Below are 18472 nucleotides of genomic sequence, written 5' to 3'. Positions count from 1 at the left end.
CGTGAGCTCAGGGAAGCGGCCGTCCGGCACGCCGTTACGCACGCGCGTGCTGCTGATCGGAGCCTCGGTCGTGGTGCTCGTGCTGGCGATCGTCGGCGTCGCGCTGATCACCCCCACGCTCTCCGAGGACTCGACACCCGTGGCGACCTCACCCGAGCCGTCGCTCGTTCTGCCTGCCCCCCAGGTGGTTCCGGTCCCACCCGATGCGCCGAAACCGAGCCCGGCGGGCCTCGAGGCGGTGCTCGCCGCACCCCTGCGCAATCCCGATCTGGGCCGCTTCACCGGATCCGTCGCGGACGCGATCACCGGTGAGGTGCTGTGGAGCGCCGATGCGGACACCCCCATGACGCCGGCGTCGACCACCAAGATCCTCACGGCCGCGGCCGCCATGATGGCGCTGCCCGCCGACCACCGTGTGACCACCAAGGTCGTGGCGGGCGACGCGGCCGGTCAGGTGGTGCTCGTCGGTGACGGCGACCCCACGCTCACGGCGGAGCCGGTCGGACGACCCGGGTTCTACGACGGGGGAGCCCGCATCGACGACCTCGCCGAACAGATCCGCAGGTCCGGCACGACCGTCACGTCCATCGCCGTGGACGGCGGCGCGTACTCGGGGCCGGAGCAGGCGCAGGGCTGGTTCCCCGGCGACGTGGCCGCCGGATACATCGCACCCATCGAACCGATCACCCTCGACGGGGGTCGCTCGGTGCCGACGGTCGACGAGTCGCCGCGCAGCGCCACTCCCGGTCTCGACGCCGGTAGGGCGTTGGCGCGCGCTCTCGGCCTGGACCCGGCCGTCGTGACGGACGGTCGCGCGCAGTCCGGTGCCGGATCCCTCGCGACGGTGCAGTCCGCGCCTCTGCGGCAGCGGCTCGGGCAGATGCTGGGGTTCTCGGACAACGTGCTCGCGGAGGCCGTCGGTCGCGAGATCGCCGAGGAGGTGGGCCGGCCCGCGTCGTTCGACGGGGCCACGGACGCCGTCCTGGAGACACTGCAGAAGAACGGCGTCGACATCACCGGAGTCACGCTCGAGGACACCAGCGGACTCTCCGTCGACAATCTCATCCCTGCCAGGGTGCTGGGCGCGCTCGTCACCCGGGCCGCCGGGTCCGGCACCGAGAACCTGCGGCCGATGCTCGACTACCTGCCCGTCGCCGGTGCCACGGGCACGCTCGCCGCCCGCTACGCGTCGGGCGACCGCACGGCCGCGGGGTGGCTGCGCGCCAAGACGGGAACGCTCTCGACCGCCAGTGCGTTGGCCGGATACGTGACCGACGAGAGCGGCCGGGTGTTGACGTTCGCGTTGATGTCCAACGACAGGCCGCCCGAGGTCGGTCGTCCGGCCCTGGACGCACTCGCGTCGACGCTCCGCTCCTGCGGCTGCACCTGACCGGTCGATTCCGAGAGAGAACAGGGGTGAGGGCATGTCCGACACTGGTGTGATCGATTGGGGTCTGGCCGCCCGGACGGGTGCCCGGCTCGCACCACGGGGTCCGAAGACGTCGCGGTACACCGCGGACGCGGCGCTGCGCGAACTGGCCGACGCGTCGGTACGCGCCGAGGGCCCCGTGCGCGAGGTCACGGGCCTCGCCGACGGTCTGCCCGTCCCGGCGGCGCGCGTGCTCGATCGGCCGGAGTGGATCGCCGCCGCGTCCGAGTCGATGCGGCACCTGGTCAGTGATTCCGACGGCGACGACAGTTCGTTCCTCGGCGGCAAGCCCGGCGGCGTGCAGGCGGGCGCGATGCTGGCGTTCCTGTCGACGGCCATTCTCGGGCAGTACGACCCCTTCACCGGTCCGGACGGAACGCTGTTGCTGGTGGCCCCGAACATCGTGTCCGTGGAGCGATCGCTTCGCCTGCGGCCCAGCGACTTCCGACTGTGGGTGTGTCTGCACGAGGTGACGCACCGCGTGCAGTTCTCGTCGTCGCCGTGGCTTGCGGGCTACATGAAGGACAACGTCACCACGCTGCAGGGCGGCGCGGACGAGCCCCTGGCCGACGTCGTGGGACGCCTCGCGGCGGCGGTGCGGTCCCGCGGGCAGGACGGCGGCGACGGCGGCATCATCGGTCTGCTCCGGGCGACGCAGGCACCCGCGCAGCAGGAGGCACTCGATCGTCTGCTGGTGCTCGGAACGCTGCTCGAAGGCCATGCCGACCACGTGATGGACGCGGTGGGTCCCGCGGTGGTGCCGTCGGTCTCGGCGATCCGCAAGGCCTTCGACGCCCGTCGCACGCGGAAGCAGAACCCGGTGCAGCGCGTGATCCGCGCGCTGCTCGGGATGGACGCGAAGATGGCGCAGTACGTCCGCGGCAAGGCGTTCGTCGACGCCGTCGTCGGCCAGGTCGGCATGGAGCGTTTCAACACCGTGTGGACCGACGCGGACACGTTGCCGCTGCTCTCCGAGATCGAGGCGCCGGAGAAGTGGACGCAGCGAGTTCTGGGATGACCGGCGTCCCGGCATGACCGGGGCACGCCCGATGCCGGAGGGCCCGCACCTGCTCACGGTGCGGCGGGCGGTGCGCGCCTGGTTCGGGGAGCACTGCCCGGAGCGCGCCGTCGTCGTCGGGCTGTCGGGTGGTGCGGACTCGCTGGCGCTCACCGCCGCCTGTGTGGCCGAGGGCGCACAGGTGCACGCCGTGGTCGTCGACCACGCGCTGCAGGCGGGTTCGGCCGAGGTGGCGCACAGGGCCGCCGAGCAGGCACGAGACCTCGGGTGTTCCCGCGCCGAGGTGAGGACCGTGTCGGTGACCGGGGCGGGTGGACCCGAGGCCGCGGCCCGGCGCGCCCGGTACGCCGCTCTCGACGCGGTCCGCGGTGACCGCCCGATCCTGCTGGGCCACACGCTGGACGATCAGGCCGAGACCGTCCTGCTCGGACTCGCCCGCGGATCCGGGTCCCGATCGCTGCGGGGGATGGCGGCCTGGGACCCGCCGCGAGGTCGTCCGCTGTTGACCGTGCGCCGCGAGTCCACCGTCGGCGCGTGCGCCGAACTGGGTCTCGCCGCGTGGGACGACCCGCACAACCTCGACCCGTCCTTCGTTCGGGTCCGACTCCGCGGCGAGGTGCTCCCGCTGCTGGAGGACGTCCTGCACGGCGGTGTCGCCGGCGCGCTCGCGCGCACCGCCGACCAGCTGCGCGAGGACGGCGCCGTTCTCGACGCACTCGCCGCGGACATCGCCGTGTCCGCCCGCGTCGGCGACGCGCTGGAGGTGTCCGCCCTCGTGGAGGTACCGGGTGCACTCCGTCGGCGGGTGATCCGCGAGTGGCTGGCCGACTGTGGAGTGCCGTTGCGCAACGAGGCGCAGGTGCGCGCCGTGGACGATCTCGTCGGCGCGTGGCGCGGGCAGGGCGGCGTCGCGGTGGCCGGGGGCGGCCCGGTCGAGAGGTTGGTCGTCGAGAGACGACGTGGCAAGCTCGACCTGGTTCGGTGGACCGGCCGGGCCGCGAGCGAGTGAAGGGACACCCGTGTACGAGGGCGACATCGCATCGATCCTGATCTCCCGAGAGGAGATCGACAAGCGTATCGCCGAGCTGGCCGAGGAGATCGCCGCTCGCTATCCGGTGGGGGCTCCCGAGGGTGATCTGCTGCTCGTCGGAGTTCTCAAGGGCGCCATCATGTTCATGACGGATTTCGCACGCGCACTGCCGATCCCGAGCCAGCTCGAGTTCATGGCGGTCAGTTCGTACGGATCGTCCACGTCCTCGTCGGGCGTCGTCCGCATCCTCAAGGACCTCGACCGCGACATCCACGGCCGCCACGTCCTCATCGTGGAGGACATCATCGACTCCGGTCTGACGCTGTCGTGGTTGATGAAGAACCTCGCCACGCGCCAGCCCGCGTCGCTCGAGGTGGTCACCTTGCTCCGCAAGCCCGACGCGGTGAAGGTGGACGTCGACGTCGCGAACGTCGGCTTCGACATCCCGAACGAGTTCGTCGTGGGCTACGGCCTCGACTACGACGAGCGTTACCGCGACCTTCCCTACATCGGACTGCTGGAACCCCGGGTCTACGGAGGCTGATCGAATGTCGCGCGAACAGGTCGGCCCCACCGCCACGTCCATCGCGGACGACGTCCGGAACGGGCGGGTCCAACCTGCCGCGGTAGCCCGAGAAGCGTTGGACCGCATCGCCGCTCGGAACGACGACCTGCACGCGTTCGTCGTGGTGCGTCCCGACGAGGTGCTCCGGGAAGCGGACGCGGTCGCCGTCCGAGCGGATCTGCGCGCCCTGCCGCTCGCCGGCGTCCCGGTGGCGATCAAGGACAACGTCCCGGTGACGGGCTACCCGATGCGCAACGGTTCGCTCGCGACATCCGACACTCCCGCCGCCGCGGATCACCCGGTGGTCGCGCGCCTGCGCGGCGCGGGCGCCGTGGTCGTCGGTCTCACCTCGGTTCCCGAGCTGTGCCTGTGGGGCGCGACGGACGGTGCCGACGGCATCGCCCGCAATCCGTGGAACCGTGACCTCACCCCGGGCGGATCGTCCGGTGGCGCCGCCGCCGCGGTCGCCTCGGGCATGGTGCCCGTCGCCCACGGCAACGACGGCATGGGGTCCATCCGGATCCCCGCCGCGAACTGCGGACTGGTCGGCATCAAGCCGGGGCTCGGCCTCGTCCCGTCCGAACTGGGCAACGGCTCGTGGTTCGGCATGTCGGAGAACGGTCCGTTGACCACGACCGTCGCCGACGCGGCGCTCCTGCTCTCGGTCATGGCGGACGATCCGGATCTCGCCTACGTCGACGCTCCCGAGACCACGCGCATCGGGGTCGCCGTGGAGTCGCCGTCGCCCGTCGTGCGAGTGGATCCCCACTTCCGGCAGGCCGCACTCGACGTCGCCCGGGAGCTCGAGCGGATCGGGCACCGCACCAGCACGGCAGCGCTGCCCTACCCGGCCAGTCCACTCGGGCAGCTCGCCCGCTGGACGGCCGGCGGAGCCGCGGACGCCGCCGGGCTCGACGTGTCGGCGCTGCAGAAGCGAACCCGTCGCCACATCGCGGTGGGTCGGCGAGCGGCACGGTTCGTGCGGCCGTCGCAGACCGAGACGCTCACGCGACGCATGCGCTCGTACTTCGAGAGTGTCGACGTGGTGCTGACGCCGGCGCTCGCCGCGCCGCCGATCCGTGCGGACCGGTGGAGCGAGCGCGGGTGGGCAGCCAACATGGCGGCCAACATTCGCTACGCACCCTTCGCGGCACCGTGGAACTTGCTGGGGTGGCCGGCCGTGAGTGTGCCCGCGGGACTCCATCCCGAGTCGGGGACTCCGCTGGCCGTGCAGCTGGCGGGCCCTCCCGGGTCCGAGCGTCGACTGCTGGCGCTCGCGGCACAGATCGAACAGCATCGGCCCTGGCCACGCACCGCGGCCGACCGGTAACACTCGTCACGCGCAGCTGGGCGCGGGAACCTCACCGCGTGTCGGCGCGTTGACCGAGATGTGCGCGCCGCCCGGCCGTCCGCATCCGCGGTAACCTGGCTTGTCCGGTGCGCAACCGGCAACGATCGAGAATTGCTGCCGGCCGACCGACGCGAACCATGACCACCTGCCTGTGAGTCCGACTGCCATCGAGGGCGACGCTGTATGAACCGCAAGACTTTGTTCCGCAACCTGGCGATAGTCGCCGGCATCCTGTTGGTGATCTTCGCCTTCAGCTACTTCGGCGACGACACGCGGGGGTGGAAGAGTGTCGACACGTCGGTCGCCGTCGCGCAGCTCGACGACCAGAACGTGCAGACCGCGCAGATCGACGACCGTGAGCAGCAGGTTCGTCTGACGCTGAAGAGCGGCAACGACGCCACCGGCAACGAGACGCAGATCATCTCGCAGTACCCGGACGCCGCGTCTCAGCAGATCTTCGACAAGGTCGCCGCGTCGGGTGCCGAGAGCTACGACACCGAGGTGACGCAGGACAGCTGGTTCACGTCGATCCTGGTGTTCCTGCTCCCGATGATCATCCTGCTGGGCATCTTCATCTTCGTGATGTCGCGCATGCAGGGCGGCGGGCGTGGCGGTGTCATGGGCTTCGGCAAGTCCAAGGCCAAGCAGCTCACCAAGGACATGCCGAAGACGACGTTCGCGGACGTGGCAGGCGCGAACGAAGCGGTCGAAGAGCTGTACGAGATCAAGGACTTCCTGCAGAACCCGGCCCGCTACCAGGCGCTCGGCGCGAAGATCCCCCGCGGCGTGCTGCTCTACGGCCCTCCCGGAACCGGCAAGACGCTGCTCGCCCGCGCCGTCGCCGGTGAGGCCGGCGTGCCGTTCTTCACCATCTCGGGTTCCGACTTCGTCGAGATGTTCGTCGGTGTGGGTGCCTCACGGGTGCGCGACCTGTTCGAGCAGGCCAAGCAGAACAGCCCCTGCATCATCTTCGTCGACGAGATCGACGCCGTCGGTCGCCAGCGTGGCGCCGGTCTCGGTGGTGGCCACGACGAGCGCGAGCAGACCCTCAACCAGCTGCTCGTCGAGATGGACGGGTTCGGTGAGCGCACGGGCGTCATCCTCATCGCCGCCACGAACCGTCCCGACATCCTCGACCCGGCACTGCTGCGCCCGGGCCGTTTCGACAGGCAGATCCCGGTCGGCGCCCCCGACCTCGCAGGACGCCGCGCGATTCTCGCGGTGCACTCGAAGGGCAAGCCGATCGCGCAGGACGCCGACCTCGAGGGTCTGGCCAAGCGCACCGTCGGCATGTCGGGCGCGGATCTCGCGAACGTCATCAACGAGGCCGCACTGCTCACGGCGCGGGAGAACGGGACCGTGGTCACCGAGGCCGCCCTCGAGGAGTCGGTGGACCGCGTCATCGGCGGACCCCGACGCAAGAGCCGCATCATCAGCGAGCACGAGCGCAAGATCACGGCGTACCACGAGGGTGGTCACACCCTCGCGGCGTGGGCGATGCCCGACATCGAGCCGATCTACAAGGTCACCATCCTCGCCCGCGGCCGCACCGGTGGTCACGCGATGACGGTGCCGGAGGACGACAAGGGCCTGATGACGCGCTCCGAGATGATCGCGCGCCTCGTCATGGCGATGGGCGGCCGCGCTGCCGAGGAGCTCGTCTTCCACGAGCCGACCACGGGAGCATCCTCCGACATCGACCAGGCGACCAAGATCGCTCGCGCCATGGTCACCGAGTACGGCATGAGCAGCAAGCTCGGCGCCGTCCGGTACGGCCAGGAGCAGGGCGATCCGTTCCTGGGCCGCTCGATGGGCGTCCAGTCCGACTACTCGCACGAGGTCGCGCGGGAGATCGACGGGGAGGTGCGCAACCTCATCGAGGCCGCGCATACCGAGGCGTGGGCCATCCTGAACGACTACCGCGACGTCCTCGACATCCTGGCCACCGAGCTGCTCGAGCGCGAGACGCTCACGCGCAAGGACCTGGAGAAGATCTTCACCGGCGTCGAGAAGCGTCCCCGCATCACCGCGTTCAACGACTTCGGTGATCGAGTTCCGTCGTCCAAGCCCCCGGTGAAGACGCCGCGCGAGCTCGCGACCGAGCGCGGGGAGCCGTGGCCTCCCGTCTCGATCGTCAAGGAGCCGAGCTACGCCGGCCAGGCCCAGAACGGTCAGGCACAGAACGGCCAGAACGGCCACGCCCAGAACGGGCACGGCCAGAACGGTCACGGTCAGAACGGGCAGGGCCAGAACGGGTCGACCCCGAACGGTCAGGGTGGCGCACATCGCGGCGGCCGTCCCGGCTCCTCGATGCCCGACTACGGCGCACCGGCCGGCTGGTCCGCACCGGGATGGCCTCCTCGCGAGAACGAGGCACCGCGGTACCCGGAGCCGCAGGGTTACGGCCAGCCGCAGGGCTACGGCCAGCCGCAGGGCTACGGCCAGCCGCAGGGCTACGGGCAGCCGCAGGGTCAGGGTGACCCGCAGGGCTACCAGGGTCCGCGTGGGTACCAGGAACCGCGCGGCTACGACGAGCCCCAGCCCTACCAGGAACCCCAGCCCTACCAGGAACCGCAGCCCTATCGGGAACCGCAGGCGTACCAGGAACCGCAGCCCTATCAGGAGCCGTACCAGGAGCCGCAGCCGTACGGGCAGTACCCCGGTGCGGGTGTGGGGGAGCCGGCTCAGCCCGAGCCGCGGTACCGCAACCCGCAGAACCCGGAGGGGCAGTACCAGCCTCCGCGTGACGAGGCCGAGGATCCCCAGCTGCCGCCGAACACCCAGCGGTGGGAGGGCCCGGACGCGCGCTAGAGTCGCTCGTCCGACCCTCTCGTCCGTGCGGCCGCACCCGCCCGCACATCACTCCGGCTGCTCTGATCCATCGGCAGCGCGTCCGTCAGCGAAGGGACCTCCCGTGTCCGTCAACCAAGCCGATCAGTCGATCGACGAGCCCGTGTCCGTGGTGTCCGGTCGGACGTTCGATCAGGAGCGCGCCGAGGCGGCCGTTCGCGAGCTGCTGCTCGCGGTGGGTGAGGACCCCGAGCGCGAGGGGCTGAAGGACACGCCCGCTCGAGTGGCGCGTGCATACAGGGAGATGTTCGGCGGACTGTTCGTCGATCCCGACGAGGTGCTGGGAACGACGTTCGACGAGGCGCACCGCGAGCTCGTCCTCGTGCGGGACATCCCGATGTACTCGACGTGCGAGCACCACCTGGTGTCCTTCCACGGCGTCGCGCACGTCGGCTACATCCCGGGCAAGTCGGGCCGGGTGACGGGCCTGTCGAAGCTGGCGCGGGTCGTCGACCTGTACGCGAAGCGGCCGCAGGTGCAGGAGCGTCTCACCTCGCAGGTCGCCGACGCGATGATGCGCAAGCTCGAACCGCGCGGAGTCATCGTGGTGATGGAGGCCGAGCACCTCTGCATGGCGATGCGGGGAATCCGTAAGCCGGGCGCCAGCACCACCACCTCCGCCGTACGCGGTGTGTTCCAGTCCAGCGCGGTGTCCCGGTCCGAGGCGCTGGATCTCATCCTTCGCAAGTAGGCGCCGCTCGTGTTCACGCTTCCGCACGCGGACGGGCCCGTGGTGATGGGCGTCGTCAACGTCACGGCCGACTCGTTCTCGGACGGCGGCCGTTACCTCGACGTCGACGCCGCGGTGCGGCACGGCCTCGAACTGCACGCCGCGGGTGTCGACATCGTCGATGTGGGGGGCGAGTCGACACGTCCGGGAGCCGACCGCGTCGACCCGTCCGTCGAGGCGGAGCGCGTCGCACCGGTGATCGCCGAGTTGGTCTCTCACGGCGTGTGCGTCAGCGTCGACACGATGCGGGCATCCGTGGCGACCGCGGCGATCGGTGCGGGCGTGTCCATCGTCAACGACGTCTCCGGTGGCCGCGCCGATCCCGACATGGCGGGTGTCGTCGCCGATGCCGGCGTCGCCTGGGTGCTCATGCACTGGCGTTCCACCGTCGACTGGACCCACCGACCGGGTGCCGCGGAGGAGCACGACTACGGCGACATCGTCGAGGACGTGCGCAGCGGACTGCTCCGTCAGGTCGACGCGGCCGTCGCCGCCGGGGTGGACAGTTCCCGCATCGTCCTCGATCCGGGGCTCGGCTTCGCCAAGAACGCGGAGCACAACTGGGCGTTGCTCCGCCGACTCGATCGTCTCGTCGACACGGGCATTCCCGTGCTTGTGGGTGCGTCCCGCAAACGATTCCTCGGCACTCTGCTCGCCCGCGACGGGCAGCCTCGCCCCCCGCACGGCCGCGACGCTGCGACGGCCGCGATCTCGGTGCTGTCCGCCGTGGCGGGTGCCTGGGGGGTGCGCGTCCACGACGCCGTCGGCACTCTCGACGCTCTCGCCGTGCACCGGCAGTGGCACGGCCCGACCGAACCGAAAGGCACGACATGACCGATCGCATCGAGCTGCGCGGATTGACCGTGCGTGGCAATCACGGTGTCTTCGACCACGAGAAGCGCGACGGGCAGGACTTCCTCGTCGACCTCGTCGTCCACATGGATCTCGCCCCGGCCGCGGCGTCGGACGACCTGACGAAGACGGCGCACTACGGCGAGTTGGCCGAGGCCGCCGCCGCGGTCGTCGCGGGGCCGAGTCGCGATCTCATCGAGACGGTCGCGAGCGAGATCGCCGACGGTGTCCTGACGGATCCGCGCGTGGAACGCGTCGAGGTCACCCTGCACAAGCCGTCGGCTCCGATCCCCCTGACCTTCACGGACGTGGCCGTCGTAGTGACCCGATCGAGGTCTGCGTGACCCGCGCGGTGCTCTCGATCGGGAGCAACATCGGGGACAGCGAACAGCAGTTGCGGGCTGTGGTCGAGGGTCTCGGTGACGCCGTCGTCGCAGTGTCGACCGTGTTCGCCACCGCCCCGTGGGGCGGCATCGACCAGCAGGACTTCCTCAACGCCGTCGTGATCGTGGACGACGAGAACACCGACTGCCGGGGCTGGTTGCGACGGGGACAGCAGTTGGAGACGGCCGCTCACCGCGAGCGGGTGCAGCGCTGGGGACCGCGGACCGTCGACGTGGACATCGTCGTGTGCGACGACGTCGTCAGCGACGACCCCGAGCTGATTCTTCCGCACCCACTGGCGCACGAGCGCGCCTTCGTCCTCGCACCGTGGCTGGACGCCGATCCCGACGCCGTGCTGCGTGGCCGATCGGTGCGCGACCTGCTGGCCGAGCTGCCGGAGTCCGAACGTGCCGGTGTGCGTCGCACCGAGACACGGCTGTGGGACCCGGTGCGCTGCGGGCGGGCCGGCGGTGACTCCACGTGAGCCCGACGCGCGTGCGCGACCTCGTCGCGCTCGCGGCGTTCGCCGTGGTGGCCACCTGGATCCTCGCGTCCTCGTTCTACGGGTCTGTTCCGCCGATCTCGACGTTCGCCGGAGCGTCGCTGTATCCGGTGGCGGTCGTCCTCGTGGTCGTGGGTCTGCTGGTGCGGTCCCGATTGCGCACCCGGAGGATCGGCCCCGGGCCCGGCCAGCTGCATCCGATCACGGTCGCGCGCGCCGTCGCGCTGGCGAAGGCCGCGGCCCTCGTCGGTGCAGCGGCGGCGGGAGTGTGGGCCGGTCTGCTGATCCATCTGCTGCCCCTGCGGTCCTCGGTGCGCGCGGCGTCGGAGGACACGCCGGGAGCGCTGATCGGCCTCGTCGCCGGGATCGTCGCCGTGGCCGCTGCCCTGTGGCTCGAGCACTGCTGCCGGACACCGGACGACGGAGCCGACGAGCCCGCCCACTGACCCGATCGCGGCCGTCCTCGGACACCCCGTCCGTGCATGGTGAAGTGCGACAGCCGCCCGAGCCGTTACCCTGGGATTCATGACGGACACCGGCAGGAGCAAGGCGAACCGTCGCACGAAACGCGGCGGCAACCACACGGCTCTCGCCGGTCTGGTTCTGCTGGGCGTGGTGGCCAGCGTTCTGATGATCCTCAGCGACAGCGTTCCGCTGCTGCGCGTGGGCATCGTGGCAGCGCTGTGGGCCGCCGTTCTCGGCGCGTTCGCGATGACGAAGTACCGCCGCGACGCCGCGGTGGATCAGATGAAGGCGCGCGATCTGCAGACCGTCTACGAGCTCCAGCTGGAGCGGGAGATCGCCGCTCGCCGCGAGTACGAGCTCGGCGTCGAGTCGCGGGTACGCGCCGAGATCGGTGCCGACGGAGACGAGATGCGTGCTCTCCGAGCCGAACTCGCGTCGCTGCGCCGCAGCCTCGAGATGCTGTTCGACGGCGAGTTGCCGGACGACCGCGCTGCCATCGCCGGCGAGGCGATGCGGATGCGGGAGCTGGCCGAGCGCTCCTACAGCGGCTACGAGCCGGCGCCGTCCGGTCTGTACGTTCCCGGATCGCGCACCCGCCCGCCGAGCTTCGCCCCCGATCCGACCTACTCCCGGCCCGGCTTCGCCACTCCCTTCGACGACCCGGTCACGGCGGAGACGTCGGTCATCGGCGGCGAGTTCGATCACGACGGCACCTTCCATCCGGCACCCGCACCGCAGTCGCCGCGCACCCCCGAATGGAACCCGTCGAGTCACCGCGCCGACAGCATTCCCGTCGCCCCCGAGCCGGAACCCCTTCCCGAGCCGGAACCCGAGCCGGAACCGCTGCCGGAACCCGAGCCGCAGCCCGAACCCCTGCCGGAGCCCGAGCCGCTTCCCGAACCCGAGCCGCAGCCCGAACCCGATCCGCTGCCGACCCTGGACGTCGAGCCCGAACCCGAGCCGGAAGAGCCCGAGCTTCCGGAACCCGCGCCCGTCGCACCCGTGCAGTCGGGCGGTCGACGACGCGCTGCGGATCCGGACGACGAGTCCGACGCACCGGTCGACGCAGGGTCGGGAGCACATTCGAGTGGGCGCTCCGTCGCGGACATCCTCGCGGGGATGGGCACCGCGGACGCGTCGACAGGATCGGGTCGCCGGCGCCGCCGTGCCGAGTAGACACCGCGCCGAGTGAGAGCTTCGCCGAGTGAGATCTGCGCCGCGGGTGTGACCGGCGTCGCATGGCGGTCGGTCGACGCCGGACACTAGTGTGGGCGTCGATGAGTCCGGTACCCGCCGAGCGGGACTGGAACTGTATCCCCGAGAGGACCCTTCTTGTCCCCCGATCGAGTCACGTCCGACCCCGCCCCGGCGCGCCTGTCCGTCGGTGTCGTGTCCGCAGGCCGAGTCGGTACCGCGCTGGGTGAGGCGCTCGAACGCGTCGGCCACGTCGTGTTCGGCTGCGCCGCCGTCTCCGACGCGTCCCGGCGCCGCGCCGAGACCCGCCTCCCCGACGCGGAGATCATGCCGGCCACGGACGTGGCGCGGCGCAGTGAACTGCTGATCCTGGCGGTGCCGGATCAGGAACTGGACGCGCTGGTCCGCGGGTTGGCGCGCACCGATGCGGTGTCGCCCGGAACTCTCGTGCTGCACACGTCCGGCGCCAACGGTGTCGGCATCCTCGCGCCGCTGGCGGGCCGAGGAGTGGTGACGATGGCCGTGCACCCCGCGATGACCTTCAGCGGCAAACCCGAGGACACCGACCGTCTGGCGACCGCGTGCTTCGGCATCACGGCGGCCGACGAGATCGGCCTCGCGATCGCGCAGGGACTGGTGCTCGAGATCGGCGGCGAGCCCGTGGGTGTGCCCGAGGAGGCGCGCACGCTGTACCACGCCGCGCTCGCCCACGGGTCGAACCACCTGGTCACTCTGGTCGTCGACGCCCTCGACGCGCTGCGGGACGCGTTGGCCCACGAGGAACTTCCCGGCCAGCAGCCGGTGGAACAGCGTCCCGGTGGTGTGGCGGAGCGGGTTCTGGCGCCACTGCTGTCGGCGGCGTTGGACAACGTGCTGCGCAGCGGACAGGGCGCGTTGACCGGTCCGGTGGCGCGCGGCGACGGGGCGACGGTGTCCAGGCATCTCGACGCGTTGACCGATCTCGACCCGCGGATCGCCGCGGGCTATCGCGCGATGTCACTGCGTACGGCCGAGCGGACCGGCGCGGACGACACCGTGATGAACGTCCTGCGGGACAACGAATGAGGAGGCAGCCGTGAGTGCACTCGACGGCGCGTACACACCGGGTGAACTGACGGTGCATCACGCACCCGATGTGGTCCGTTCGGTCACCCGAGCCCTGCGCTCGGCGGGACGCCGAGTCGCGCTCGTGCCCACCATGGGTGCGTTGCACGCCGGTCACGTCCAGCTCGTGGAGATGGCGAAGCGGAGCGGCGCTGTCGTCGTGGTGTCGATCTTCGTCAACCCGCTGCAGTTCGGGGCGGGGGAGGATCTCGACGCGTACCCGCGCACCCTCGACGCCGACCTGGACGTGCTGCGCGCAGCCGGGGTGGAACTGGCCTTCGTCCCGAGTGTGCAGGACATGTACCCGCACGGTCCCCGGACGACGGTGCACCCCGGTCCGCTCGGTGCCGAACTCGAAGGCGCTTCGCGGCCCGGCCATTTCGCCGGGATGCTGACGGTGGTCGCGAAGCTGCTCGGCATCGTCGCACCCACCACGGCCTACTTCGGGGAGAAGGACTACCAGCAGCTGGTCCTCATCGACCAGATGGTGCGCGACCTGAACATCGACGTCGAGATCCGCGGCGTCCCCATCGTCCGCGAGTCCGACGGTCTGGCCCTGTCCTCGCGCAACCGGTACCTCGACGAGCACCAGCGGTCCCTCGCGGTGGCCCTGTCGGCAGCGCTGATCGCCGGCACCCATGCTGCCGAGGGTGGTTCGGATGCCGTTCTGGCGGCGGCACAGTCGGTGCTCGACACGGTGCCGGAGGTGGACGTCGACTACCTCGAGGTACGCGGAGCCGATCTCCGTGACGCACCCGAGGAGGGAGACGGACGGTTGCTGGTCGCCGCCCGCGTGGGCACCACGCGCCTGCTCGACAACGTGGGCGTCGCTCTCGGTACCGGATTCCAGGGTCGCGATCCGGAATCCGCAGCCGGACAACGCCATCTCGGCCACTCCTGACTCCACTCCGACCGACCGACCGACCGGCCCGCCCGCCCAACCGACCGGCCTCCGGCCTGCCCGCAACTCCGCCCGGCTCCAGACAGGTAAGGACCCACCATGCTCCGCACGATGATGACCTCGAAGATCCACCGCGCCACCGTGACCCACGCCGATCTGCACTACGTGGGGTCGGTGACCATCGATCAGGACCTGCTCGACGCCGCCGCGCTGCTCGAGGGTGAGCAGGTGACCATCGTGGACATCGACAACGGTGCTCGGCTCGAGACCTACGTCATCGCGGGACAGCGTGGTTCGGGTGTGGTCGGGATCAACGGCGCCGCAGCGCATCTGGTGCATCCGGGTGATCTGGTGATCATCATCGCCTACGGCATTCTCGATCCGGCCGAGGTCGCCGAGTACGCGCCGAACGTGGTGTTCGTCGACGCCGACAACCGCCCCGTCCAGGTGGGCACCGATCCGGCGGACAGCCCGGCCGGATCCGGACTGATCTCGCCGCGCACACTCACCGCGGACACGCGTGACACGGTCTCGGTCTGATGCTGCTCACCGTCGACGTCCGCAACACCAACATCGTGTTGGGCGTGTTCACCGGCAGCGGTGACCACGCGCGGCTCACGCGGCAACGCCGGATGCGGACGGACGCGTCGATGACGGCGGACGAACTCGCGTTGACCTTTCGCGGTCTCCTCGGTCCCGACGTGGAGACCATCACAGGTGTCGCGGCGCTCTCGACGGTCCCGTCGGTGCTGCGCGAGATCCGGACGATGCTGGGGCGGTACTGGTCGCACGTTCCCCACGTGGTCGTCGAGCCCGGCGTGCGTACGGGAGTGCCTCTGCTGGTGGACAATCCGAAAGAGGTGGGCGCCGACCGCATCGTCAACAGCCTCGCGGCCCACCACCTGTACGACGCCCCGTGCATCATCGTCGACTTCGGGACGTCCACGTGTGTCGACGTAGTGTCGGCGAAGGGGGAGTTCCTGGGCGGATCGATCGCACCCGGACTCGAGATCTCCATGGACGCGCTCGCGTCCCGCTCCGCGGCGCTGCGCAAGGTCGAACTGGTCCGGCCCCGAGGTGTTCTGGGAAAGAACACCGTCGAGGCCATGCAGTCGGGTGCGATCTTCGGGTTCGCCGGCCTCGTCGACGGCATCGTCGATCGGGTGTGCCGCGAGGTGCCCGGCTTCGACGGCGACGACGTCGTCGTGGTGGCCACCGGCGACACGGCGTCGCTCGTCATGGACGACTCCTCGTCGATCGATCGCATCGAGCCGGACCTCACGCTGGCGGGACTGCGGCTGGTCTACGAGCGCAATCAGGCCCGTCGCCGCTGATCGAGGCCACGACGGTCGAGGTGGCGCGCTGCCGAACGGTGTGCCACACTTTCGGGGTGACTGATCGCACGGGTGCTCGGGAGTGTTGTCGGGGCTGACGCCTGCCCTGACTGTCATCACACCTCCCTGGAGTCCTGTCGTGCTCTCGCTCTCTGCTGTCGCCCCCACCTCTCTGCGTCCCGCCGATCTGCTGCGCCTCACCGATCAAGGTGCGGCGGACGTGCTCGACGGTCGCCATGATGCGCTTCTCCCGCCCGGTGGAGTGTTCCCAGCCGGTGAACGGTGGTGTGCCCGTCTGCATTCGGACGATCTGATCGACCTGTGGCTCATCAGCTGGGTGCCGGACAAGTCCACCGAACTGCACGACCACGCCGGATCGCTCGGCGCGCTGACCGTCCTGAGCGGCTCGCTCAGCGAATACCGTTGGAACGGTGAGGGTCTGCATCACCGCCGCCTGGACGCGGGTGATCAGGCGTCCTTCCCGCTGGGGTGGGTCCACGACGTCACCCACGCACCGGCCCCGACATCGGACCCGGTGGCCGTGAGCGGTCCGACACTGAGCGTGCACGCGTACTCGCCGCCGCTGACGGCCATGTCCTACTACGAGATCGGCGAGCGCGGTGCTCTGCGCCGCACCCGGTCCGTCCTGACCGACCTGCCCGAGGGAGACGCGTGATGACGACTCGACCCACCACCCGATCGAGCATCGACGACATGCTCGAGCGCGCACGGTCCACGTACCGCCGCACGGACGTCTCCGAGCTGGCCGATGCCGTCGCCCGCGGCGCGGTGCTCGTCGACATTCGCCCCCAGGCACAGCGCGCGCTGGAGGGGACCATGCCGGGGGCACTGGCCGTCGAGCGCAACGTCCTCGAGTGGCGGTGCGACCCCACGAGCAGCGCACGCCTGGCCATCGCGGTGGATCACGACGTCGAGTGGATCGTGCTGTGCTCCGAGGGCTACACCTCCTCGCTGGCCGCCGCGGCGCTGCAGGAACTGGGGCTCACGCGAGCGTCCGACGTCATCGGTGGGTACCGCGCCATCGTCGACGCCGGGCTCACCGGCGTCGTGGGGAGCGCACGGCACTGCCTGCGCGAAGGGCGCACTCTCGTCGCGCACTGACCTCTCTATAGGCTGGGCAGTCGTGACCGAGACACCACGAGCAGACACCGACCCCGCCGCCGTTCCCACCGACGACACCCCGGAACAGGTGCGCATCCGCCGCGAGAAGCGCGCCCGGCTGCTGGAGTCCGGGCGCGAGGCGTATCCGGTGTCGGTCGCGAGGACGCACTCGCTGGCCGATGTCCGGGCTGCGCATCCCGCGCTCGAGCCGGACACACACACCGGCGAGCAGGTGGGGGTGGCCGGTCGCGTCATCTTCCTGCGCAACACCGGCAAACTCTGCTTCGCGACGCTGCAGGACGGGGACGGCACGCAGCTCCAGGCCATGATCTCCCTCGCCGGTGTCGGCGAGGACGCGCTGGCGCTGTGGAAGTCGGACGTCGATCTCGGCGACATGATCTTCGTGCACGGCGAGGTGATCAGCTCCCGACGCGGCGAGCTGAGCGTCATGGCGGACGAGTGGCAGATGGCGTCCAAGTCGCTGCGGCCCCTGCCCGTCGCCCACAAGGAGATGAACGAGGAGTCCCGCGTCCGCCAGCGGTACGTCGACCTCATCGTGCGTCCCGAGGCGCGGGAGAACGCCCGCCGCCGCGTCGCCGCGCTGCGCGCACTGCGTGACGGGCTCGAGCGCCGCGGATTCCTGGAGATCGAGACCCCGATGCTCCAGACGCTGCACGGCGGCGCCGCGGCCCGACCGTTCACGACGCACTCGAACGCGCTCGACATCGACCTGTTCCTCCGCATCGCTCCCGAACTGTTCCTCAAGCGGGCGGTCGTGGGCGGCATCGACCGGGTCTTCGAGATCAACCGCAACTTCCGCAACGAGGGCATCGACTCCACGCACTCCCCGGAGTTCGCGATGCTCGAGACGTACGAGGCCTACGGCACGTACGACGACTCCGCAGTGATGACGCGCGAGCTCGTGCAGGAAGTCGTCCAGGCCGTGTACGGGTCGCTCCAGGTCACCCTCGCGGACGGTTCCGCGTACGACTTCGCGGGCGAGTGGACCACCATCGAGATGTACCCGTCGTTGTCGGCCGCCGTCGGCAACGAGGTGACACCGGAGACGAGCCCGGGCGACCTGCGTGCGCTGGCCGATCGGGTGGGTCTCGCCGTGCCGACGGACAAGGGGTGGGGCCACGGCAAGCTGGTCGAGGAGCTGTGGGAGCACAGCTGCGGGGACCAGCTCCACACTCCGACGTTCGTCCGCAACTTCCCCGTGGAGACGTCGCCTCTGGTCCGGGCCCATCGCAGCATCCCCGGTGTGGTGGAGAAGTGGGACCTCTACGTGCGGGGCTTCGAGCTCGCCACCGGCTACTCGGAGCTCGTCGATCCCGTCGTGCAGCGCGAGCGCTTCGTCGATCAGGCCCGGCTGGCGTCGGCCGGCGACGACGAGGCCATGGTCCTCGACGAGGACTTCCTCACCGCCATGGAGTACGCGATGCCGCCCACAACGGGTACGGGAATGGGCATCGACCGCCTTCTGATGGCGCTCACAGGGCTGGGTATTCGCGAGACCATCCTCTTTCCATTGGTGCGTCCCGACCGCGGCTGACGCCCGAATGGAACATTCCACTCGGTACGCTGCAAGGCCTCGGTAATGCGCGCTATTATCGATCCTGCTCAGCGAAAAGTGTCGCT

At 70.4% G+C, this 18472-nt stretch carries 19 protein-coding genes; all 19 read left to right on the top strand.

Features of this window, described 5'->3' with window-relative positions:
- Nucleotide 1 precedes the first annotated feature (1 nt).
- The 19 genes from dacB to lysS all read left to right on the top strand — a co-directional run bounded on the left by dacB (nt 2) and on the right by lysS (nt 18386).
- Entirely contained in the window at nt 2-1390 is a 1389-nt protein-coding gene (dacB, locus tag BR07_RS0117120) for a D-alanyl-D-alanine carboxypeptidase/D-alanyl-D-alanine endopeptidase (protein ID WP_051613518.1), read from the top strand.
- A gap of 34 nt (nt 1391-1424) precedes the next feature.
- Nucleotides 1425-2447: a zinc-dependent metalloprotease gene (locus BR07_RS0117115; RefSeq protein WP_027506478.1), complete on the top strand. Its 1023-nt coding sequence runs from the start codon at nt 1425-1427 to the stop codon at nt 2445-2447.
- 13 nt (nt 2448-2460) lie between these two features.
- On the top strand, nt 2461-3456 hold the full coding sequence (gene tilS, locus BR07_RS0117110) for a tRNA lysidine(34) synthetase TilS (protein WP_027506477.1): 996 nt from the start codon (nt 2461-2463) through the stop codon (nt 3454-3456).
- 10 nt (nt 3457-3466) lie between these two features.
- Complete coding sequence (gene hpt, locus BR07_RS0117105; RefSeq protein ID WP_027506476.1) at nt 3467-4021, top strand: hypoxanthine phosphoribosyltransferase; 555 nt, start codon at nt 3467-3469, stop codon at nt 4019-4021.
- Between the two features lie 4 nt (nt 4022-4025).
- Nucleotides 4026-5372: an amidase gene (locus BR07_RS0117100; protein WP_027506475.1), complete on the top strand. Its 1347-nt coding sequence runs from the start codon at nt 4026-4028 to the stop codon at nt 5370-5372.
- Nucleotides 5373-5576: 204 nt separating this feature from the next.
- Nucleotides 5577-8204, top strand: coding sequence for an ATP-dependent zinc metalloprotease FtsH (gene ftsH / locus BR07_RS0117095; protein WP_027506474.1), 2628 nt, complete (start codon nt 5577-5579; stop codon nt 8202-8204).
- 103 nt (nt 8205-8307) lie between these two features.
- Nucleotides 8308-8934, top strand: coding sequence for a GTP cyclohydrolase I FolE (gene folE, locus BR07_RS0117090; RefSeq protein WP_027506473.1), 627 nt, complete (start codon nt 8308-8310; stop codon nt 8932-8934).
- Nucleotides 8935-8979: 45 nt separating this feature from the next.
- Nucleotides 8980-9807 carry a dihydropteroate synthase gene (folP, locus tag BR07_RS0117085; RefSeq protein ID WP_051613538.1) on the top strand — a complete coding sequence of 276 codons (828 nt, stop codon included), beginning with the start codon at nt 8980-8982 and terminating at the stop codon, nt 9805-9807.
- Nucleotides 9804-10169, top strand: coding sequence for a dihydroneopterin aldolase (gene folB / locus BR07_RS0117080; protein ID WP_027506471.1), 366 nt, complete (start codon nt 9804-9806; stop codon nt 10167-10169). Before folP ends, folB begins: the two co-directional genes overlap by 4 nt.
- Complete coding sequence (folK, locus tag BR07_RS0117075; RefSeq protein ID WP_027506470.1) at nt 10166-10693, top strand: 2-amino-4-hydroxy-6-hydroxymethyldihydropteridine diphosphokinase; 528 nt, start codon at nt 10166-10168, stop codon at nt 10691-10693. The genes folB and folK overlap by 4 nt, the downstream gene beginning before the upstream one ends.
- Nucleotides 10690-11157, top strand: coding sequence for a DUF3180 domain-containing protein (locus BR07_RS0117070; RefSeq protein WP_027506469.1), 468 nt, complete (start codon nt 10690-10692; stop codon nt 11155-11157). The genes folK and BR07_RS0117070 overlap by 4 nt, the downstream gene beginning before the upstream one ends.
- Before the next feature lie 79 nt (nt 11158-11236).
- Nucleotides 11237-12352 carry a DUF6779 domain-containing protein gene (locus BR07_RS27045; protein ID WP_051613517.1) on the top strand — a complete coding sequence of 372 codons (1116 nt, stop codon included), beginning with the start codon at nt 11237-11239 and terminating at the stop codon, nt 12350-12352.
- A gap of 156 nt (nt 12353-12508) precedes the next feature.
- On the top strand, nt 12509-13435 hold the full coding sequence (locus BR07_RS0117060) for a Rossmann-like and DUF2520 domain-containing protein (RefSeq protein WP_027506467.1): 927 nt from the start codon (nt 12509-12511) through the stop codon (nt 13433-13435).
- 10 nt (nt 13436-13445) lie between these two features.
- On the top strand, nt 13446-14375 hold the full coding sequence (gene panC / locus BR07_RS0117055; protein WP_027506466.1) for a pantoate--beta-alanine ligase: 930 nt from the start codon (nt 13446-13448) through the stop codon (nt 14373-14375).
- Between the two features lie 99 nt (nt 14376-14474).
- Entirely contained in the window at nt 14475-14915 is a 441-nt protein-coding gene (panD, locus tag BR07_RS0117050; RefSeq protein ID WP_027506465.1) for an aspartate 1-decarboxylase, read from the top strand.
- Nucleotides 14915-15709: a type III pantothenate kinase gene (locus tag BR07_RS0117045; protein WP_027506464.1), complete on the top strand. Its 795-nt coding sequence runs from the start codon at nt 14915-14917 to the stop codon at nt 15707-15709. The genes panD and BR07_RS0117045 overlap by 1 nt, the downstream gene beginning before the upstream one ends.
- 139 nt (nt 15710-15848) lie before the next feature.
- Nucleotides 15849-16385, top strand: coding sequence for a cysteine dioxygenase (locus tag BR07_RS0117040; RefSeq protein ID WP_027506463.1), 537 nt, complete (start codon nt 15849-15851; stop codon nt 16383-16385).
- Nucleotides 16385-16831, top strand: coding sequence for a rhodanese-like domain-containing protein (locus tag BR07_RS0117035; protein WP_027506462.1), 447 nt, complete (start codon nt 16385-16387; stop codon nt 16829-16831). The genes BR07_RS0117040 and BR07_RS0117035 overlap by 1 nt, the downstream gene beginning before the upstream one ends.
- Before the next feature lie 22 nt (nt 16832-16853).
- On the top strand, nt 16854-18386 hold the full coding sequence (lysS, locus tag BR07_RS0117030) for a lysine--tRNA ligase (RefSeq protein ID WP_027506461.1): 1533 nt from the start codon (nt 16854-16856) through the stop codon (nt 18384-18386).
- Nucleotides 18387-18472 lie beyond the last annotated feature (86 nt).

It is taken from the genome of Rhodococcus sp. UNC23MFCrub1.1, from assembly GCF_000686025.1.
Classification (GTDB): domain Bacteria; phylum Actinomycetota; class Actinomycetes; order Mycobacteriales; family Mycobacteriaceae; genus Rhodococcoides.
This window is presented reverse-complemented; position numbering and strand designations above follow the sequence as displayed.